The organism is Aliiglaciecola sp. NS0011-25, assembly GCF_040370605.1.
Lineage (GTDB): Bacteria > Pseudomonadota > Gammaproteobacteria > Enterobacterales > Alteromonadaceae > Aliiglaciecola > Aliiglaciecola lipolytica_A.
Genome location: NZ_BAABWR010000005.1, coordinates 44,607 through 62,155, shown reverse-complemented (window position 1 = coordinate 62,155; position 17,549 = coordinate 44,607). Strand labels below are relative to the sequence as shown.

The following is a 17,549-nucleotide window of genomic DNA, read 5'->3' as shown; positions in this document are numbered from 1 at the left end:
CAGATATCAATGACTAACAAAACTAAGAAACGCTTTGTCGCCGGTGCTATATGTCCAAAGTGTAAAGCGCAAGATACAATAATGCTGTTTTTCGAAAACAATGTCGAAAAGCTCGCCTGTGTGGAATGTGACTACACAGAATCACAAACTGAAAAGCAAGTTGACTCAGCCAAACGGCAAAATGAAAGCGTGATTGGTGTTTTCAAACCTTAAACACATATTCGCGATTAGCTACCTATGGAAAATTGCGAATTCCACGAGATAAGTTTGGAAGGTCAAACCAAAAGGTCGAAGGTGTAGACACTTGAAGGCAGCAGTGGCAATCGTCGCAGCGCATTAAATTTGAAGATCCTCACCCGCAACATTCAACTCAATCCCTGATTACGCGGCTCTACATCTTACGGGTAAGAGCATAAACAAGTTAACTTCGCGGCAATTGAAGTTAGTAACATGGTCTGATGCATATACGTAGTTAAGTAAATCACCTAACAAGCCAATGTTGTTCAGCAAACTGGCTTGAGGGAAATGGTGAATTAGTTAGAAAGTGAGATTAACAAGATTCGATAATCAGCGCAACAACGAACCTTGTTGATAGGCAACTCTAATAATGAGGTGGCGGTGCTTCTTCACTGGAATCAGCAATATTTGACGGCTCAATCTGCTTCATTCTTTCGGTCATGTGTTTCAATTGAAATGCCATTCTATCAATTTGAATCTGCTGATCTGCGAGCGCTTTATTAAGTTGTTCTATGGTGTCTTCTTGAAACGCTAACTGCGTTTGCAGATGCGCTATTTCACTGTGTAAATCGGTACTCATTGTTTTACTAATCTTCCTGTTCAAATGGCCAATACTCGGCCAGCCCACTGCTACTTTCAGATAATAGCTGATTATTTTGATTGAAGCTCACAGCATACACTACCGCACTTTGTGGTTGCGTACCCTCCTTAGGGGTGACACGCCACTCTTGTACTTCACTGCCGGTCTCCACTGACCAAAGGTTTAACGCTCTGCCTGGTGATCCTGTGGCTAAATATTTTCCGTCTTCGGAAAACGTGGCGACACTGAATATTTTTTGGCGCTGTATATAAGATAATTGACTTATCTCTTCACCTGTTTGCACGTTCCAAATTCTTGCCCCGCGCTTGCTGTCTGCGGTGAATGCATAACGACCTAAATCATCTAACGCGACCTTAGTGACGCGACTTGAATGAGTGAAACGGTGTATCACTTGCCCGCTGCGAGTATCCCACAGGTAGGCAACATAGTCGTTGCCACCGGTCAGTGCGTAAAACCCATTTGGCGAAATATCAACACTATTTATTTTTTCTTGGTGTCCCAGAAACTCGAGGCGGCGTCCTGTGGCAGGTTCGAAAAACATGGCTTTTCCGTTACCTCGACCGACTAAAACACCACGGCCATTGTTGCTCACAGCAATATCGCGAACACTTGCTTCATCTATTCGCCAAAAACCTTCAGGTTCACCAGAGGATAGATTCCAAAGTGCAAAAGCTTCTCTATCGGCGGTCACCACATAGCTGCTATCAGCGGCTATATGCACTATGCCAACGGTATTATTAACATGGCCTTCTTCTTGGTGACTCCACTTATATTTTTCTGTTTGTTCAACTAAATCCCAAACTAGAATTCCCTGTTGTGCTGTAGAGACTACCGCCAACTTACTATCCGCAGAAATATCTGCCGCATAAGTGCCTTCAATAGCATGTCGAATAGATTTATCAGGCTCACTGATCACGCCACTGCATGCGCTCAGTGCAAAAATACAGACTATCCAAATTAATTTAAATCGGTTTTGCAAAATTATTCGGTCCACAGTTTTGTGCATACTGTCTATTCAAGTTTGTGTATTAGGTCAGTTCGTTTAGTATATACCCAAGTCACCTTAAAATGCGCGTTTCACAACGATAGGTAAGGTTAATAGCTTACAATATAGTGGTTATTGCATCTGTTTTCCTGTCGTTTGTTGCTAGCAAGTTTATCCAGATAGATTTAAACTGCCCCGCAAATATTTTTGAGGACGTTGGACTTCTGCCCAACTTTAAAAAGACGCATTTGGACTTTTTGCTTGTGGAAATAAGCAAATTGATTTTTAGAAATTTTGGAGAAATTGAATGAAAAAGGCAGCTATTGCATTTGTCGTCGCTTCTGTTTTCGGCATAACTGCTTGTCAACAAAAAGCCGACCCGTTACAGATTGAAGAAGTTAAATTCACATCCGCAGAAGAAGAACAGGCTTATGCGTTTGGCGCAAGCGTAGGTGGTTTTGTTGAGCAACGTTTAGCCGCTCAAGAAAGTATGGGCGTTGAACTTGATAGAGCACTAATTTTGAAAGGCTTTGCAGCAGCCATGCAAGCACAATCTCAATTGGAACAAGGCGAAATTCAAAAATTGAATGCAGACATTGATAAAGCAATGCAAGCAGGTCAATTGCTACTAGCAGAGAAAAATATCGAAAAAGGCAAACAGTGGTTAGCTGAAAATGCCAAGAAAGAAAACGTCACTGAGACTGAGTCAGGCTTACAATATGAAGTTCTGATTTCCTCAGAAGGCGATAGCCCTTCAGCTGAAGATACTGTTCAAGTACATTACCGTGGTACTTTATTAGATGGTACTGAATTTGATTCGTCTTATAGCCGAGGTGAACCTGCTACTTTCCCACTTAACCGTGTGATTTCTGGTTGGACTGAAGGTGTGCAGTTAATGACTGTTGGTTCTAAATATAAATTTTATATTCCATCAGAACTTGCTTATGGCGAACGTGCTACAGGTAAAATCACACCAAACTCAACACTTATTTTCGAAGTTGAGTTGCTGGATATCTTAAATAAAGAAGCCGTTGAATAATAGAATATTCCTATTAGGTTAAATACATAAAAAAGCCGGAAGTCATTTTGACTTCCGGCTTTATTTTTTGCTATCAGCGTGATCCTTGCTGTACCTAGTTCCACGTTTTTTATTGGTCTTTCTAGTCGACCTTAAGGCCCGAAATAAACCCGGGTTTGTAATTAAATTGTACTACCTAATTGTATACACGGCTGAACAGGATTGATGTTCATTGCCGACGTTTTTATTACCGATAGGCCTCCTTAAAAAGTCACCTTCGATTTATTTACGTTATATAACAAAACACTGTAACATACTCGGTAGAAAAGCCAGCTACAGCGCAGGTTAAGACGACATTTTTTTACGATTTACTTTACGCTTCAGTGCGTCGCTTAACTATGTTTAATGATAGTCCAATTTTGTTTTTTTTCATGCAAAATTTAGCTGTTTCTTGGAACGTTTTTGACTAATAAAACAGCAGTTATAATTTATAGTTAGATCACTACTTGGCAACTATTGGCTAAGTCTTTGTATCCACAACAGTGTTTAATAAAAAAGAGGTTTTTTGCTTGAGAACCCCGTTAATTACCCGCAAGGGTTACCAACAATTACAGAATGAACTCGAACACTTATGGCGAGTAGAGCGTCCTGAAACAACGAAAAAGGTAACTTGGGCCGCAAGCTTAGGTGATCGCAGTGAAAACGCCGATTATCAGTACAATAAGAAACGTTTGCGAGAAATTGACAGACGCATTCGCTATCTCACAAAAAGTCTCAAACATTTAAAAGTAGTCGACTATTCACCACAGCAAGAAGGCAAAGTATTTTTTGGTGCCTGGGTGGAAATAGAAAATGAAGACGACAAAACCTTACGCTTACAAATTGTCGGCTACGACGAAATCTTTTCCCGTAAAGATTGTATTTCCATCGACTCTCCCATGGCGCGAGCATTATTGAAGAAGGAAGTTGACGAGGAAGCTACCGTGCGCACCGAGGCCGGTGAGTTCAATTGGTTAATAAAAAGTATTGAATATGAAAAATAACCACGGTTAAGTGTTTTTTATCTTCAGCTGCACTGTTAAAGTTGCGGCTGTTTATTTTTGGGCTCTAATTAGCCTATTTTCAGTTTTCCAAGGCGATAACGCCTTATCAAGGGTCTTGTATGATCATCGAAAAAATTGCTAGCGAACTCAGCGTTGAGCAGAAACAAGTTAACGCTGCTGTTGAATTATTAGACGGCGGTGCAACAGTACCGTTTATAGCTCGTTATAGAAAAGAAGCCACCTTTGGCCTGGATGACGCGCAGTTAAGAGCGTTAGAGCAACGTTTAGGCTACTTACGCGAAATGCAGGAGCGTATGGTGGTGATCCTGAAATCTATTGATGAGCAGGGCAAATTAACGCCAGAGTTGAGTCAAAAGATACGGGCGTCTGAAAATAAAACCGAATTGGAAGATTTATATTTACCATTCAAACCGAAACGACGCACCAAAGGGCAGATTGCCATAGAGGCAGGTTTAGAACCATTAGCCGACAAGCTGTTTGCTAATCAACAACTCAATCCAGAAACAGAAGCTGAGAGTTTCGTCAATCCAGAGGCCGGTGTCGCGGATGTAAAAAGTGCATTAGACGGTGCCAAATATATTTTAATGGAACGCTTCTCTGAAGATGCTGCGTTACTGCAAAAAGTGCGTCGCTATTTACAGCAAAATGCACATATCCGAAGTACTGTGGTCAGTGGTAAAGAAAAAGAAGCAGCTAAATATTCTGATTATTTTGCACATAGCGAAAAAATCAGTAAAGTCCCCTCACATCGAGCTCTAGCCATGTTTCGTGGGCGCAATGAAGGGTTACTTCAAGTCAACCTTGATGCAGATCCGCAACGGGAAGAAAACGACCGCAGTGCTTATTGCGAAAGTATCATACGCGAGCATTTGAATTTGCAATTTAATGGTAAGCCTGCCGATGCATGGTTAGCGACTGTTGTGCAATGGACGTGGAAAGTAAAAATCCAATTGCATATGGAATCTGAATTGTTTGGTGCCATCAGAGAACAAGCTGAAGAAGAAGCTATTGGTGTTTTTGCTCGTAATTTAAATGACTTATTAATGGCCGCTCCGGCGGGCGCTAAAGTCACTATGGGTTTAGATCCTGGTTTACGAACGGGTGTAAAAGTCGCTGTAGTAGATACCACAGGTAAAGTTGTAGCGACAAACACAATATTTCCACACGTACCGCAAAATCAGTGGGACAAATCGTTACGTACACTAGCCAACTTATGCAAACAGTATAAAGTCCAGCTAATCAGTATTGGCAACGGCACAGGCTCAAGGGAAACCGACAAACTTGTGGCGGAGCTGATTAAATCAGCGCCAGAATTAAACCTACGTAAAATTGTTGTCAGCGAAGCTGGCGCATCGGTTTATTCTGCATCTGAGTTGGCGTCTCAGGAGCTACCTGGGATGGACGTATCCTTGCGTGGTGCAGTGTCCATCGCTCGCAGACTACAAGATCCATTGGCTGAGCTTGTGAAAATTGAGCCTAAGGCGATCGGAGTAGGTCAGTACCAGCATGACGTTAGCCAGAGTAATCTTGGTAAATCTCTAGAGCATGTTATTGAAGATTGTGTAAATGCGGTAGGCGTCGATGTGAACACCGCATCTCCCGCACTTTTATCTCATGTATCTGGTTTGAACCGGACGTTAGCGCAAAATATAGTGATGTTTCGTGATCAACACGGCGCGTTTACCCAACGAAAAGATTTATTGAATGTTGAAAGGTTGGGTCCAAAGGCCTATGAGCAGGCAGCAGGATTCTTAAGAATCGTTAACGGCAGCAATCCATTAGATGCCTCAGCGGTGCACCCTGAAGCTTACCCTGTGGTGAATGAAATCGTGGATAGAACAGCTTGCGCAGTGAACGATCTGATTGGCAACAAAGAAGTTCTTAAAGCGTTATCTCCCGAGACCTATACCAACGAGAATTTCGGTTTACCCACAGTCACCGATATAATCGCCGAACTTGAGAAGCCCGGTCGCGATCCCCGTCCTGAGTTTAAAACCGCTGCATTCAAAGAGGGTGTTGAAAAAATATCTGACTTGAAAGAAGGCATGATTTTAGAGGGTGTAGTCAGCAATGTTGCTAATTTCGGTGCATTTGTCGATGTAGGTGTACATCAAGATGGTTTGGTACACATCTCCGCCATGACTAACAAGTTTATTTCTGATCCCAGAGAAGTGGTAAAAGCTGGTGACATCGTTAAGGTCAAAGTCATTGAGGTAGATGAGCAGCGTAAGCGAATTGCTTTCACCATGAAGTTAGATGACAACACTGCCAAACCTCAAGGGGCTAGAGACAATCATTCAAAAGCCGACAATAGAGGCCCCCATAAACACGCCAAGCCGACTAAAAACCAAGGCCGAGATAATCATCGTAAAAAATCCCCCGCCCAAGGTAATGCTGCCATGGGTAACGCCTTTGCGGATGCGTTTGCTAAAGCGAAACAAAAGTAAGGTTTTTGATCTTAATTGCTAATTGTTAAGGTTGTCCTCACACATAGGGTAATACTTGTGTGTGAGGAAACTGACAACAAAAGTATTGTATGGATCAGTAGCCGGATATTGTGAGGTTAGATAAACAAAGAATATAAAAGTAAGTGAATACTTACTTTTATCAAAAAGACTAGGCACTAAATTGCAATTGTGAAGATCGAGGTTCAGATACTTTCTGATAAAAATTTTCAATAACCGATACCCGCTGTAAAATTCCGCTATCTCTATTTTCAAGACGTTCACGGTTTTGCTCTAAGCTAGCAACATCGGCACTTTGGTCCAGCGAGCGAGTGGGTGGTTCAGCTGCAAACCCATCCACAATTTCATCTAAATTTGGGGTGTTTGCGGCAATAGGGTTTTCCGCAGACTCAATACCCTGTGAATTTAACGAGTCGCCTAGCTGCTGTTCTATATTGTTAGTGACGGCTTGTTTAGCACTCTCTGCTTTTTCTCGCGCAATATCAGAACGCGCTTCCGTCGCTATCTTAGTTGCTTCACTAGCAACTCGTAAATCTTGTGCGGAAGGATCAGCTGGAGCCAGCGCAGCAGCCCGTACTTGCTGCATTTTGCGGATGGTTTCTTCTGGGGTATCTTCCTCAGAAATGTCGATAGACACTTCCCCCCCAACAGCATATTGATTGCCATCAGGTCCATTTTCATATTCATAGGTAGGTGATGCAGCATATTGCCCACCCACTGCCGCATGTGCTTGTTCATGTGAACGTACTTCGGCATCACGGCTTTTAAGTTCTTCTATCTCTTGTTGATCTGCTAATTGTTGTTGTTGCTGTTTGCTTTCAGCATCTTCTTTGCCCGCACTAGGATCTTCAGCGTTATCTTTTTCAGCTAAATTTTCTTGTGTGCGGTCATTTTGTGTTTGATTATTTTGTTGTGCTTGAGGTCGCTCATAGGTGACCTGAACTTGCTGACTGGGGGTTTTAACACGGTCTGACTCCGAGCCCAATCCACTTTCAGCCGCAGAATTTTCTGCATTACTAGTTTGCGGGATGGTTTCTCGTTGTTGATTGTCGCGCCGAGCAGCATCAGTACTGACATTATTCGTGGGGAATAATATTGCTGTTGGAGTTGGGGTGACAATATTCATCAGAAACGGCCTTGAGCCCTAAGCCAACTCATCAATGATACGACCAACCGTATCATTGGCCACTTCCAATACTTTGCCAGATGCCAAAGCATTGCGACTATTAATTTGAAGGGAAAGTAAGTTATCAGTCAAGGAGTCGCCGCCAGTAGGCAGTAGTTGACTAACTTGGCCTAACTGCTGAGTTGCAGCATTTGCTAACACGTCTTGCGGCGTTTGAGCTTGACTATTGCTTTGCGCAATACCCAGCGAAGCCTCAGTGATACCTTGCTGCGCACGGTTCAACCCAAGCGTCCCAGATATGATCGCTGAATTCACATTATTGCTTACATCAAATGCCATAGATAACCCCCATTACCTGTGCAAATTATAGCCTATTCCAATTAAATTGGAAACCTAGCTCGTTATGTTTAAGCATTTAAACAAAATAGCAATAAACTCATCCGGATGGGAAATGAAAGGCGCATGGGAAGCATGGGGGAAAACATGCGTAAAATCAGACAATTGCGAATTCTCAATGAGAGGGATCGCTTTGGCTGGCACTAAACTATCGAGGCGTCCATACAGGCGAAACGTAGGACACTTAATACCACCTACTTGTGCTCTTAAATCTGTGTTAGCCAGAATATTTAGCCCTGCCCGTAACGCAATATCATCTGGAATCGGATATTGCTGAATATGTGATTTGATTAATTTTATATCCTGTTTAGCAGATTCACTTCCCATCGCTTGAATCGCCATGAATCGGTCGAGTGTTTTACTGAAGTCTTGTTCCAGTTGACGTGTAAATGCCTGTAGAACATTTGCTTTTATTCCGGGCCACCCCTGTGCTTCGGAAAATTTTGGCGAACTAGCCACTAGCACTAAATTTTCGCATTGTTCAGGTCGGCTAATGGCAAGTTGTTGAGCGACTAAACCGCCAAGAGACCAACCGATAAAACTAGACTTGTCCGGGATGCAATCAGCAACCATACTGCAAACTGAATCTAAGTCATATTGAGCCGGTAATACATCTGCATTGCGCCCAAAACCAGGCAAATCAAGCAGAGTGATACGAAAATATTGTTCCAAAATGTGGCTAATAGGTTCCCACACACCGCTGTTGAGCCCCCAACCATGTAGTAAGACTAGATTGGGACCTTGTCCACGAGTTTCAAAAAAAAGGGAGTTGCTCATTGGGCTCTCATTTAATAAGGAATTTTATGGGACTAAGTCACTTTTACTTTACGTCAGCAAATATTAGCAAATGGCGCAATTTTAGTAAAAAAGTAACAACCTGGTTGGAACTAAATCAGCACTGTGTTTTATGTCACCAACCTAGTGGATATTTAATCTGCGATTATTGCGATAGTGATATTACATATTTCGAGCTTGAAAAATACCAATTCGACCTACTAAACAATGTTGCAGTGTGTTTAGGATTATCTTCTGCAAATTTCGACAGTTTAACTGCACTTGCCGAATACCAATGGCCGCTCTCAAACTTAATAACCCAGTTAAAATTTCACAACAAAAGCATCCATGCCAGAGGCTTAGCACAATTATTCTGTGCGCACGCTAGGCCACCACAATCCCAGTTACCGCAAGCAATTATTCCTATTCCACTGCACACTTCTAGATTAGCGCAAAGAAAGTATAATCAAGCCGCCATAATTGCGTTAGAAATAGCTAAACAAAGCGGCATCCCCTGTTTAACCGATACCCTAGCGCGACCGAAAAAAACCTTAGCACAAACCGAATTGACAGCGCAGCAACGACAAAAAAACATTAAAGATGCATTTGCAATTAATCAGCCATTAACGAAGCAGGTTAATCATATTGCTTTGTTTGATGATGTTGTAACAACGGGAGCAACCTTGAGTTCTGCTGCCGAAGCTATTCGCAGCGAATATCCGCAAATGCAAATTGACGCGTGGTCAATTTGCATTACTCCGAAAAATAATAAACCTGACTAATCTTAAATTAATCAATAAATCCGGACATGAAAATTGCGTTCCCCATTAGTCGGCTAGTCCCGTACCAAACACCACGGAAATTGGGATTATTCACAAATCCAATGACTCGCCCCTTGCCAAATCGATGAGCAACGATGGCAGCTGAATCGGATATAAGATCTTGCATCTCATCAGAGGCATATCCAGCCATTAATGGCTTTTCGGCGTACTGAGCGACGGTAATAAAGGGTTTGTCGGGCATCATGAGTATGTCAGTAGTATTGCGAAACACCGGTAATAACGCTCGGCTATAACCAAACCCAAGGGGATGACTAATATCTAGTTTAGTTTCGAATACAGCCCCTGCAATACGTTGTTTTGCAGCAAATGCTTCTCTGTCAGCAAAACTAAGATTACTAGCATTGAAGGCATCCTGTATTTCCGATTTTTTCATGAAATTGGCTTTTAACCAGCCATTATCACTTAAAAATTTAGTTCCAGATTGTTGACCAATTAACACTCCGCCTTGATCAACCCATTCGGCGACTTTCTCAATGACATCGTCTGGCAATTTTGAGTATTTTCCACTGACCCATATCATGTGAGTGTAACTAGACATATCTAATCCGGATAGACGATCCATATCAATAATAGATACAGGCATTCCCACTCGAGTATCTAAATAATGCCAAGTTTCACCTGCTTCATATTGATTGACACCTAAACCGCCAACAATCATCACTTTAGGCAAGGTAACCGGCGCCATTTTAGAACTACCTAAATCAATACCTTGGCCTGTTAAACCACTTTCAATTGACCAAACAGGTATATTCAGCTCGGTAGATAAGGATTGAATTTTTGCAAACATATGGTCTGGCTGATTAAGCCCTGTAGGTATGACGATTGAACCTGATGAAAAGCTAATGGTTCCACTACTGGTTTTCGCCGAAAATGCCGTTTCTGCGGCACGGACTTTTATGCCACTTTGCAATAATCGCTGCAGTAATTTAGGCGCCTTGTAATCTTGCCAACTGAAGCCATATGCATAAGCCCCCGATTTCAAGGCTGGTAATTTATCTACTCTCAATTCAGCTTGCTTATCAGCATAAGAGAGTTTTCGGAAGTCGCCTTTGTCTACTTCAGTGTATTGAAGGTTAAAAGCTAAGGGTAAATTCCAATTGGAAACATCGTAAAAGGTATTATCGACAAAACGTTTACGAGTGGAGAATATCGATTTAACCAAACGATATCTCGGCTGATCCGTTGGCACAAATATGCTGTCCACTGAGTGATAAGTCAGATCATCTATTTCAGCATTTTTGTTTAATGGATAATGTTCAATTTTATGTTGCTGTAGAATTTTCATCAGCTCATTAAAGCGACTTTTGTCATGACTTTCGCTGATTAAATAGCCTTTTACTCGATCATCTTTAATCAATTCTTTGGTTTCTTGATTGAAACTAGACTGATACTCAATAAGCGCTTGTTTATTCGCAAGTGCGCCTTTGAAGGTAGATAACGAAGTAGTGACCTGATTTTGAATCGTATCTGAGAATGCAAGAGGTCCATTTACGGTATCTTGTAAATGCCCACGACTACTGGCTTGCTCAAATAAAATACCTATAGATCCTAGCGCATCGGGATAAGTTGAACCTTTCCCGTAGTAAAAGTCATCATAGGCTTCTTGAGTGAAATACAACTGTTTGCTGTCATCTAACGCAGCCGCATGGAAATTGGCCAAGGCCTCGGTGAGCTTGACGTTTTGTTCTGGTGTCCAAGGGTTTTTGCGCGACGAAATACCTGGTTGGAAAAAGAAAGTGCTGTTAGATCCCATTTCATGAAAGTCAGTTAATACATGGGGACGCCATTGTTGAAACTGCTTGATACGCGCACGAGATTCAGGATGGGTCAGCAATAACCAATCACGATTCAAATCAAACCAATAGTGATTTACCCTGCCTCTAGGCCAGCGTTGACTTAGCTCTCGACTATTTGGATCAGATACAAGGTTTTGACTTTTATGCATATTCGCCCAATGAGCAAATCGCGCTAAACCATCAGGGTTAATAGATGGGTCTAGCAACACCACATTATTTTCTAATAATTTATCTACTTCAGGCCCTTGTGCTGCCGCCAAGTAGTAAGCGACTAGTAAAGATGCATTGGAGCCTGACGATTCGTCACCGTGAACACTGTAACCCATCCAAAGTACCAGCGGGTCGCTACTGTTTGATTTGGCCCCTTGCTCAATCACTTGTAAATGACGTTTCTGGATGTCTTTTATATTTTTTTGGTTATCAGCAGAGGTGATAGTCATTAACAGCAGACGGCGATTTTCATGGGTTCTACCGGTGTCAGTTAAACTAACCCGATCGGACGTTTCAGCCAACACTTCCATATAGCGAACTATTTGATCATGTCTTGCATGCCAAGTTCCTACAGGAGTACCTAAGATATCAGCTGGTTTGGGAATATTGGTGTCATAACTAACGGCTTTTGGAAGATAATCTAAGTCAGTCAAAGCGGAAGCTGAAAACGATAAAAACAAAAAAAGTACAGTGGCGCAATAACGCTTTAAATTCATATAAAACTCTTTAAAGTAGATTTAATTATTATTTTGACTAACCAGTAAGGTTTAAAACTCACTCAGCTTCTACTAAAGTAGTAGAACACCTTGTTTGGTGTACAGTATGCCTCAATTCTTTGATAGTTAAAAATTTCATAACAGAATCACATTACTTGAGTGTTTTACTCAGGTATTTCTGTTAAACTGTTCGCCTAATTTTATAAGCATCAGGAATGATTGATGATTAATATTTCTGAAAGTGCACAAGCTCACTTCACTAAACTGCTTGAAAAACAAGAACCTGATTCAAATATTCGTGTATTCGTAGTCAATCCAGGCACGCCAAGTGCGGAATGTGGTGTTTCTTATTGTCCACCGGATGCCGTCGAAAAAACCGATATATTGCTTACATTTAATGGTTTTGACGCAGTCGTTGATCAAGAAAGTGCACCATTTTTAGAAGAAGCTGAAATTGACTTTGTAACAGACCAGATGGGCTCTCAACTTACCTTGAAAGCACCAAATGCAAAAGCCCGCAAAGTTGACAGTGATGCGCCCTTAGCTGAACGCATCAGTTATATGATTGAAGCGGAAATAAATCCACAATTAGCCAGCCACGGCGGCAAAGTTATGTTGATGGAGATCACTGATAAAGGTGAAGCCATATTGCAATTTGGTGGTGGCTGTAATGGCTGTTCAATGGTTGATGTTACTCTCAAAGATGGCATTGAAAAGCAAATGTTAGAAGCTTTTTCCGGTGAGATAACTGCTGTCAAAGATGCGACTGAGCATACTGCCGGCGAACACTCATATTACTAAAAATAGCACTTCACATTTTTAACGCTGGATAATGCTTAAAAACTGGCTGTATAAAATGGGCAGTAATCCCCACAAAAGTTGGGCTGATTTTAAAATCGGCCTAACTGTTTTTATTGCTGGGGTTATTTGCATTTTTGGCGGCTTAAAACTGTGGATTTGGTTACAGATACCCGGCGTTTTATTATTGGCGTTGGGTCTGATTTTCGCAGCCAAAGGTTACCTAGGCATATTCGCCAACCGTTTCTCGCAAACCCTTAGTCAGTTTGAGAAGGCGAGCGATAAAGCCAAACGAAATACCCAGAAAGACTAATACCTCTGGCTCCTAGAAAAGCAAGCATGGCTATCCATAACGCCCAATTCCCTAGATCTTGCCACAACCACCACACTGGAAAATACACCAATAGCGCACTAATCAACATGCTATCACGCATGGCATTGGCACGGGTCAACCCGACAAATACTCCATCCATTAAAAAGCACCAATGTGCCACTAATGGCAATAGCCAGATAATAGGCAAAAACGCTCCCGCCGCCTTTTGCAAGGATTCTAAGTCAGTGAGCAGTTGAATAATATTATTACCCCAGATAACAAACACTAAGGTGTAAAGTATTGCAAAAGCACTCGACCAAAAAAGTCCTAAAGTGACATTTGCTTTCAGCAGTTTATCGTTTGACGCACCTTTGGCTTCACCCACTCTAGCTTCAACAGCAAATGCCACAGCATCCAACCCTAAAGCGATGAGCACAAAAAACTGCATTAACAGCGCATTAATCGCAGCCGTTTGAACCCCTAAACGAATACCTTGAAAGGTCATAAAAACTAAACAGGCTTGCAAAGCTAAGTTTCGAATCAACATTGCACTATTAAGACGGGTCAAAATAGCTAAACTTTTTAATCCTAGCCATTCTCGTTTAGGTAAAACACGGTCGGCTCTAAACACAAAGAACAAACCCATGATAGTAATACAATATTCGGCAATCATCGTAGCCGCTGCGACTCCAGCAACGTGCCAATCAAACACAAAAACAAAGAGTAAGTTCAAACCGATATTCAGTAAATTGGCAAATACTTGGCTGTACATCACCAATTTATTTCGTTGTTGGCCAAGTAACCAACCAATCAACGCCAAATTAGCTAATGCCGCTGGTGCACCCCAAATACGCACATTAAAATACTCAACGATGACTTGAGAAACCAATTCATTGGCATCTGAAAAGTGTAAACCGATAGCTAAAATTGGTTGCTGAAGTAGCAACAATAAAACAGCAATGATGCCAGCACTGAACATGCTTTGATAAAACACTTTGAAACTGGCCTGGGTCGACTTTTGTCCTTTCGCTTGCGCACTTAAGCCAGTGGCAGACATGCGTATAAAACCGCAAATCCAATAAATTTGCGTTAGTATAAGTGAAGCAACGGATGCGCCAGCCAAAACATGGGTTCCATTCATATGCCCAAGTACCGCAATATCTACAAATCCCATCAAAGGCGCGGTAATATTGGCCAATAACATCGGGAAAATTAAAGCAATCATTTCTAGATGCGCTGATTTTTGCCAGAATAGAGGCTTTGAAGCAGATGACGTTGGAAGATCAGACAATGATTGGGTCCAGAGCAAGTAAACAAATAAATTTACAGTATTATTTCATTTTTTTAGTACTGGGAGGGGTTTTATTTTCTGCCTTCAGTAAAGCAGTTAACGCAACGCCGTCTCATGGCGTTGTTCTACTATATCACCATGTCAGTACAGACACGCCAGCGAGCACCTCAATTAGCCCTGAGAAATTCTCTGAGCACATGGCTTATCTGCAAAAAAATCACAATGTAATCGCCCTGCAAACATTGATTGAAAGCATTCAAAATGACTTGCCATTGCCCGAAAATGCCGTTGCTATTACGTTTGACGATGGTTATCAAAATATTGCTGACAACGCACATCCGATTCTGCTGAAATATGGTTTTCCCTATACCATTTTTATTAGCCCCGACTTAATCGGTAAGCAAAATCACCAACTTGATTGGCCACAGATAGCTAAAATGAGTAAACAAGGTGTCAGCTTCGCTAACCATACCCGCATCCACAAACACTTGCTGATTGATAACCAACAACCGGACTGGTTGGATAAAACCATAGAAAATATTGAACAGGCCGAGCAGAGTATCAAGCATCATGCAGGCTTCGATTTGAAGTATGTTGCTTACCCATACGGCGAATACAATCAAGCACTTAGTCAAGCGCTTGTCAAAAAGGGGTTTATCGGATTTGGGCAGCAATCAGGGGCTATTTCTAAAAACAGTGATTTTGGCGCATTGCCGCGTTTCCCAGCTGCGGGGATATACGCAAACCTCGAAACACTGAAAGTCAAAATGAACAGCTTAGATATGCCGATAATCAGTAAGAGTCGAGCAGAACCGCAACTCAGTCTTAGCGAACGAACACCTTCACAAACCATTAAAGTCAAATTGGACGACATGCATACAAGCCAACTATCCTGTTATTTTGGCGGGCAACCAATAGATGTAAAGTGGCAAGACAATTCGTTTACTTATGCAATCGAAAAACCGCTGCCAAAGGGACGCTCACGGGTAAACTGCACGGCACCAAGTATCACTTATTCAGGTAAATATTACTGGTTTTCTCAACCTTGGTTTGTTCCTGATGAAAATGGTAACTGGCTCGATTAAACTCGTTATTGATGGGAATGTTTGTGGATGGAAATTAAATTAGAAAAGCCAATTTCTGCTCAGCTGATTGCGCTTTTAAAAGCACATCATCAAGAAATGTTTGAACATTCACCGCCAGAGAGTGTGCACGCTTTGGATGAATCTAAATTCAATGCCGATGATCTGACATTCTGGGGATTATGGCAGCAAGACGAACTAGCCGGATGTGGCGCATTAAAAGTCTTATCCGCCAAGCACGCAGAGATAAAATCAATGCGCACATCTAAGGCATTTTTACGCCAAGGGGTCGCGGCCAAAATTCTCACTCATCTGATACGCGAAGCAAAACAACGAGGTTATCATCGCTTGAGTTTAGAGACTGGTAGCATGGAATTTTTTGCACCTGCCAGAGCCTTATACGCGAAAAACGGATTCATAGAATGTTCGCCGTTTGCCGATTACGTTGAAGACCCCCACAGTGTTTGCATGACCCTAGATATTCGCAGAGTAGACAGCGAACCACACAAAAGTTAGGCTAAAAAGTCCTTAAAAAAAGCCAATGTGCGCTGCCAAGCTAGCTCTGCAGCCTCTTGGTCATAACGGCTCGTTGAGTCATTATGGAAGCCATGGTTAACCCCTTGATAGGTATGAGCAACATAATTTGCATTGTTCGACTCTAGTATTTTTTTATACTCTGGCCAACTACTGTTGACCCGTTTATCCAAGCCAGCAAATTGTATCATTATAGGTCCTTTCACCTTGGCTGCGATCTCGTCTTTCGCTGGTGTCCCGTAGAAAGGAACAGCCGCATCAACTAAGTGAGGCAAAGTACCAGCTAACATGTTGCAAATATATCCGCCAAAACAAAAACCAACTACGCCCAATTTACCATTGCTTTTCGCATGGATCTTTAAGAATCGAGCGGCCGCAATAAAATCCTGCTCAACCTTTCCTTTATCCAAGGAACGTTGCATTTTACGCCCTTCGTCATCATTGCCAGGATAACCGCCAAGGGGAAATAGCGCATCGGGTGCAAATGCGATATACCCTGACTTTGCCAAGCGACGAGCAACATCTTTGATATAAGGGTTAAGACCACGGTTTTCGTGCACCACCAATACGGTTCCGGTCTTTTCATTGAGCTCTTTGGGCACAGCCAAATAACCACGGCCTTTTCCATGCCCTTGGGGGGAATCAAATTCTAAATATGAAGCTGTAATATCAGGATCATTAAATGAAACTTGCTCGGCTTTTGCATAATTAGGAGTTAAAGAAGCAGCAATTGTCGATATCGCCAAGCCTGTAACGGCCAAACTTGATATTCGCGTTAAAAAAGTCCGTCTATCTATATCACCATGGGCGTATTCATCGTACCAATCGAAGGCTTGCTGGGGAATTTTAACCGTATTATCACTCATCAGTTTAACCTCTATATTTGGGCTGCTTATATAATTTAGGATCACTTTACACTAAAGTTTTTTGCATGTGAACGTGGGGTAAAAAACCCAAGTTTGTTCCTTTCTCACTTGGATGAGATGTGGATTTTTGTACAAAGCCAAATTTAACGTATGCCTGAATCGCAGCTTGATTTTCTGCCATTACATCTAAAACTAGCTTTGTCTTGCCTAACTTTGTTGCCGTTTCCGAGCAATGTTCCAAAAGACTGGTTGCAATTCCTTGTCTGCGGCTTGAGGGCTCAACAGCCAAGTGTCCTATACAAAGATCGTGAAAAGTTGGCGCTTTCACTAGATAAGATAGATCTTCACTATTATTTAGAATGGCGGCAGTTTCTAAAGGTCCAAAATGTACAATTAAACTTGCTAAAGTTTGTTGTTTAAACAAATCGGTTATCGGTGCTTGCCAGTAGCTCACGCATCCACATAACAATCCATCTTGTATCGCAACAGTTTGATTTAAAAAACCAAACTGCCCCTCAGGAATTTGTAACGCGGTTTCTAAAAAATCCAAACAAATTTTTTGTTTTTCAGACAAGCTTAACGCTGTGTGATGGCCGGTGAGTAAACTCATTAGGTTGTCCGGACCAGACAAAAAAAGCAATTTGGCAAGAGTTT

At 41.9% G+C, this 17,549-nt stretch carries 18 protein-coding genes; 9 read left to right on the top strand and 9 right to left on the bottom strand.

Annotated features, from left to right (window positions below; all coding sequences use genetic code 11):
* Positions 1–9 precede the first annotated feature (9 nt).
* Positions 10–213 (top strand): YheV family putative zinc ribbon protein, encoded by a 204-nt coding sequence (locus ABWV72_RS05845; RefSeq protein ID WP_216047801.1) that lies wholly within the window; start codon positions 10–12, stop codon positions 211–213.
* Positions 214–601: 388 nt separating this feature from the next.
* Here ABWV72_RS05845 and ABWV72_RS05840 read toward each other — a convergent pair whose 3' ends face one another.
* Together ABWV72_RS05840 and ABWV72_RS05835 are read right to left on the bottom strand one after the other, a co-directional pair.
* Positions 602–817 carry a SlyX family protein gene (locus tag ABWV72_RS05840; protein ID WP_216047800.1) on the bottom strand — a complete coding sequence of 72 codons (216 nt, stop codon included), beginning with the start codon at positions 815–817 and terminating at the stop codon, positions 602–604.
* Between the two features lie 7 nt (positions 818–824).
* Positions 825–1,844 (bottom strand): WD40 repeat domain-containing protein, encoded by a 1,020-nt coding sequence (locus ABWV72_RS05835; RefSeq protein ID WP_353369272.1) that lies wholly within the window; start codon positions 1,842–1,844, stop codon positions 825–827.
* Positions 1,845–2,130: 286 nt separating this feature from the next.
* On the opposite strand from ABWV72_RS05835, the gene bamJ reads away from it, so the two are divergent.
* The 3 genes from bamJ to ABWV72_RS05820 all read left to right on the top strand — a co-directional run bounded on the left by bamJ (position 2,131) and on the right by ABWV72_RS05820 (position 6,352).
* Positions 2,131–2,862 carry a BamJ family beta-barrel-assembly machinery protein gene (gene bamJ / locus ABWV72_RS05830; protein ID WP_216047798.1) on the top strand — a complete coding sequence of 244 codons (732 nt, stop codon included), beginning with the start codon at positions 2,131–2,133 and terminating at the stop codon, positions 2,860–2,862.
* Between the two features lie 548 nt (positions 2,863–3,410).
* Positions 3,411–3,884 carry a transcription elongation factor GreB gene (greB, locus tag ABWV72_RS05825; RefSeq protein WP_216047797.1) on the top strand — a complete coding sequence of 158 codons (474 nt, stop codon included), beginning with the start codon at positions 3,411–3,413 and terminating at the stop codon, positions 3,882–3,884.
* Positions 3,885–4,003: 119 nt separating this feature from the next.
* A complete protein-coding gene (locus ABWV72_RS05820; protein ID WP_353369269.1) occupies positions 4,004–6,352 on the top strand; it encodes a Tex family protein in 2,349 nt (782 codons plus the stop codon).
* A gap of 169 nt (positions 6,353–6,521) precedes the next feature.
* Here ABWV72_RS05820 and ABWV72_RS05815 read toward each other — a convergent pair whose 3' ends face one another.
* From ABWV72_RS05815 to bioH, 3 genes are read right to left on the bottom strand one after another with little or no spacing between them, the layout of a single operon-like run.
* On the bottom strand, positions 6,522–7,496 hold the full coding sequence (locus ABWV72_RS05815) for a putative metalloprotease CJM1_0395 family protein (protein ID WP_353369267.1): 975 nt from the start codon (positions 7,494–7,496) through the stop codon (positions 6,522–6,524).
* Between the two features lie 18 nt (positions 7,497–7,514).
* Positions 7,515–7,835 carry a hypothetical protein gene (locus ABWV72_RS05810; RefSeq protein WP_342805785.1) on the bottom strand — a complete coding sequence of 107 codons (321 nt, stop codon included), beginning with the start codon at positions 7,833–7,835 and terminating at the stop codon, positions 7,515–7,517.
* A gap of 54 nt (positions 7,836–7,889) precedes the next feature.
* Complete coding sequence (bioH, locus tag ABWV72_RS05805; protein WP_342805787.1) at positions 7,890–8,669, bottom strand: pimeloyl-ACP methyl ester esterase BioH; 780 nt, start codon at positions 8,667–8,669, stop codon at positions 7,890–7,892.
* Positions 8,670–8,695: 26 nt separating this feature from the next.
* On the opposite strand from bioH, the gene ABWV72_RS05800 reads away from it, so the two are divergent.
* Positions 8,696–9,448 carry a ComF family protein gene (locus tag ABWV72_RS05800; protein WP_216047792.1) on the top strand — a complete coding sequence of 251 codons (753 nt, stop codon included), beginning with the start codon at positions 8,696–8,698 and terminating at the stop codon, positions 9,446–9,448.
* A 7-nt stretch (positions 9,449–9,455) separates the two neighbouring features.
* On the opposite strand, the gene ABWV72_RS05795 is transcribed toward ABWV72_RS05800, so the two are convergent.
* Positions 9,456–12,011 carry a M14 family metallopeptidase gene (locus tag ABWV72_RS05795; protein ID WP_353369264.1) on the bottom strand — a complete coding sequence of 852 codons (2,556 nt, stop codon included), beginning with the start codon at positions 12,009–12,011 and terminating at the stop codon, positions 9,456–9,458.
* A 222-nt stretch (positions 12,012–12,233) separates the two neighbouring features.
* Here ABWV72_RS05795 and nfuA point away from each other — a divergent pair, with 222 nt between their 5' ends.
* Positions 12,234–12,812 carry a Fe-S biogenesis protein NfuA gene (nfuA, locus tag ABWV72_RS05790; RefSeq protein WP_216047790.1) on the top strand — a complete coding sequence of 193 codons (579 nt, stop codon included), beginning with the start codon at positions 12,234–12,236 and terminating at the stop codon, positions 12,810–12,812.
* 31 nt (positions 12,813–12,843) lie between these two features.
* Positions 12,844–13,122, top strand: coding sequence for a hypothetical protein (locus ABWV72_RS05785; protein WP_216047789.1), 279 nt, complete (start codon positions 12,844–12,846; stop codon positions 13,120–13,122).
* Here ABWV72_RS05785 and ABWV72_RS05780 read toward each other — a convergent pair.
* Positions 13,067–14,413, bottom strand: coding sequence for an MATE family efflux transporter (locus ABWV72_RS05780; RefSeq protein WP_353369261.1), 1,347 nt, complete (start codon positions 14,411–14,413; stop codon positions 13,067–13,069). The two genes, ABWV72_RS05785 and ABWV72_RS05780, sit on opposite strands and share 56 nt — an antisense overlap.
* Here ABWV72_RS05780 and ABWV72_RS05775 point away from each other — a divergent pair.
* Together ABWV72_RS05775 and ABWV72_RS05770 are read left to right on the top strand one after the other, a co-directional pair.
* Positions 14,413–15,498 carry a polysaccharide deacetylase family protein gene (locus ABWV72_RS05775; protein WP_353369259.1) on the top strand — a complete coding sequence of 362 codons (1,086 nt, stop codon included), beginning with the start codon at positions 14,413–14,415 and terminating at the stop codon, positions 15,496–15,498. The genes ABWV72_RS05780 and ABWV72_RS05775 overlap by 1 nt on opposite strands.
* Before the next feature lie 27 nt (positions 15,499–15,525).
* Positions 15,526–16,011, top strand: coding sequence for a GNAT family N-acetyltransferase (locus ABWV72_RS05770; protein ID WP_342805795.1), 486 nt, complete (start codon positions 15,526–15,528; stop codon positions 16,009–16,011).
* Here the strand turns inward: ABWV72_RS05770 and ABWV72_RS05765 are convergent.
* Positions 16,008–16,895, bottom strand: coding sequence for a dienelactone hydrolase family protein (locus ABWV72_RS05765; RefSeq protein ID WP_303500276.1), 888 nt, complete (start codon positions 16,893–16,895; stop codon positions 16,008–16,010). The two genes, ABWV72_RS05770 and ABWV72_RS05765, sit on opposite strands and share 4 nt — an antisense overlap.
* Before the next feature lie 46 nt (positions 16,896–16,941).
* Positions 16,942–17,505 (bottom strand): GNAT family N-acetyltransferase, encoded by a 564-nt coding sequence (locus ABWV72_RS05760; protein WP_216047785.1) that lies wholly within the window; start codon positions 17,503–17,505, stop codon positions 16,942–16,944.
* Positions 17,506–17,549: the final 44 nt, after the last annotated feature.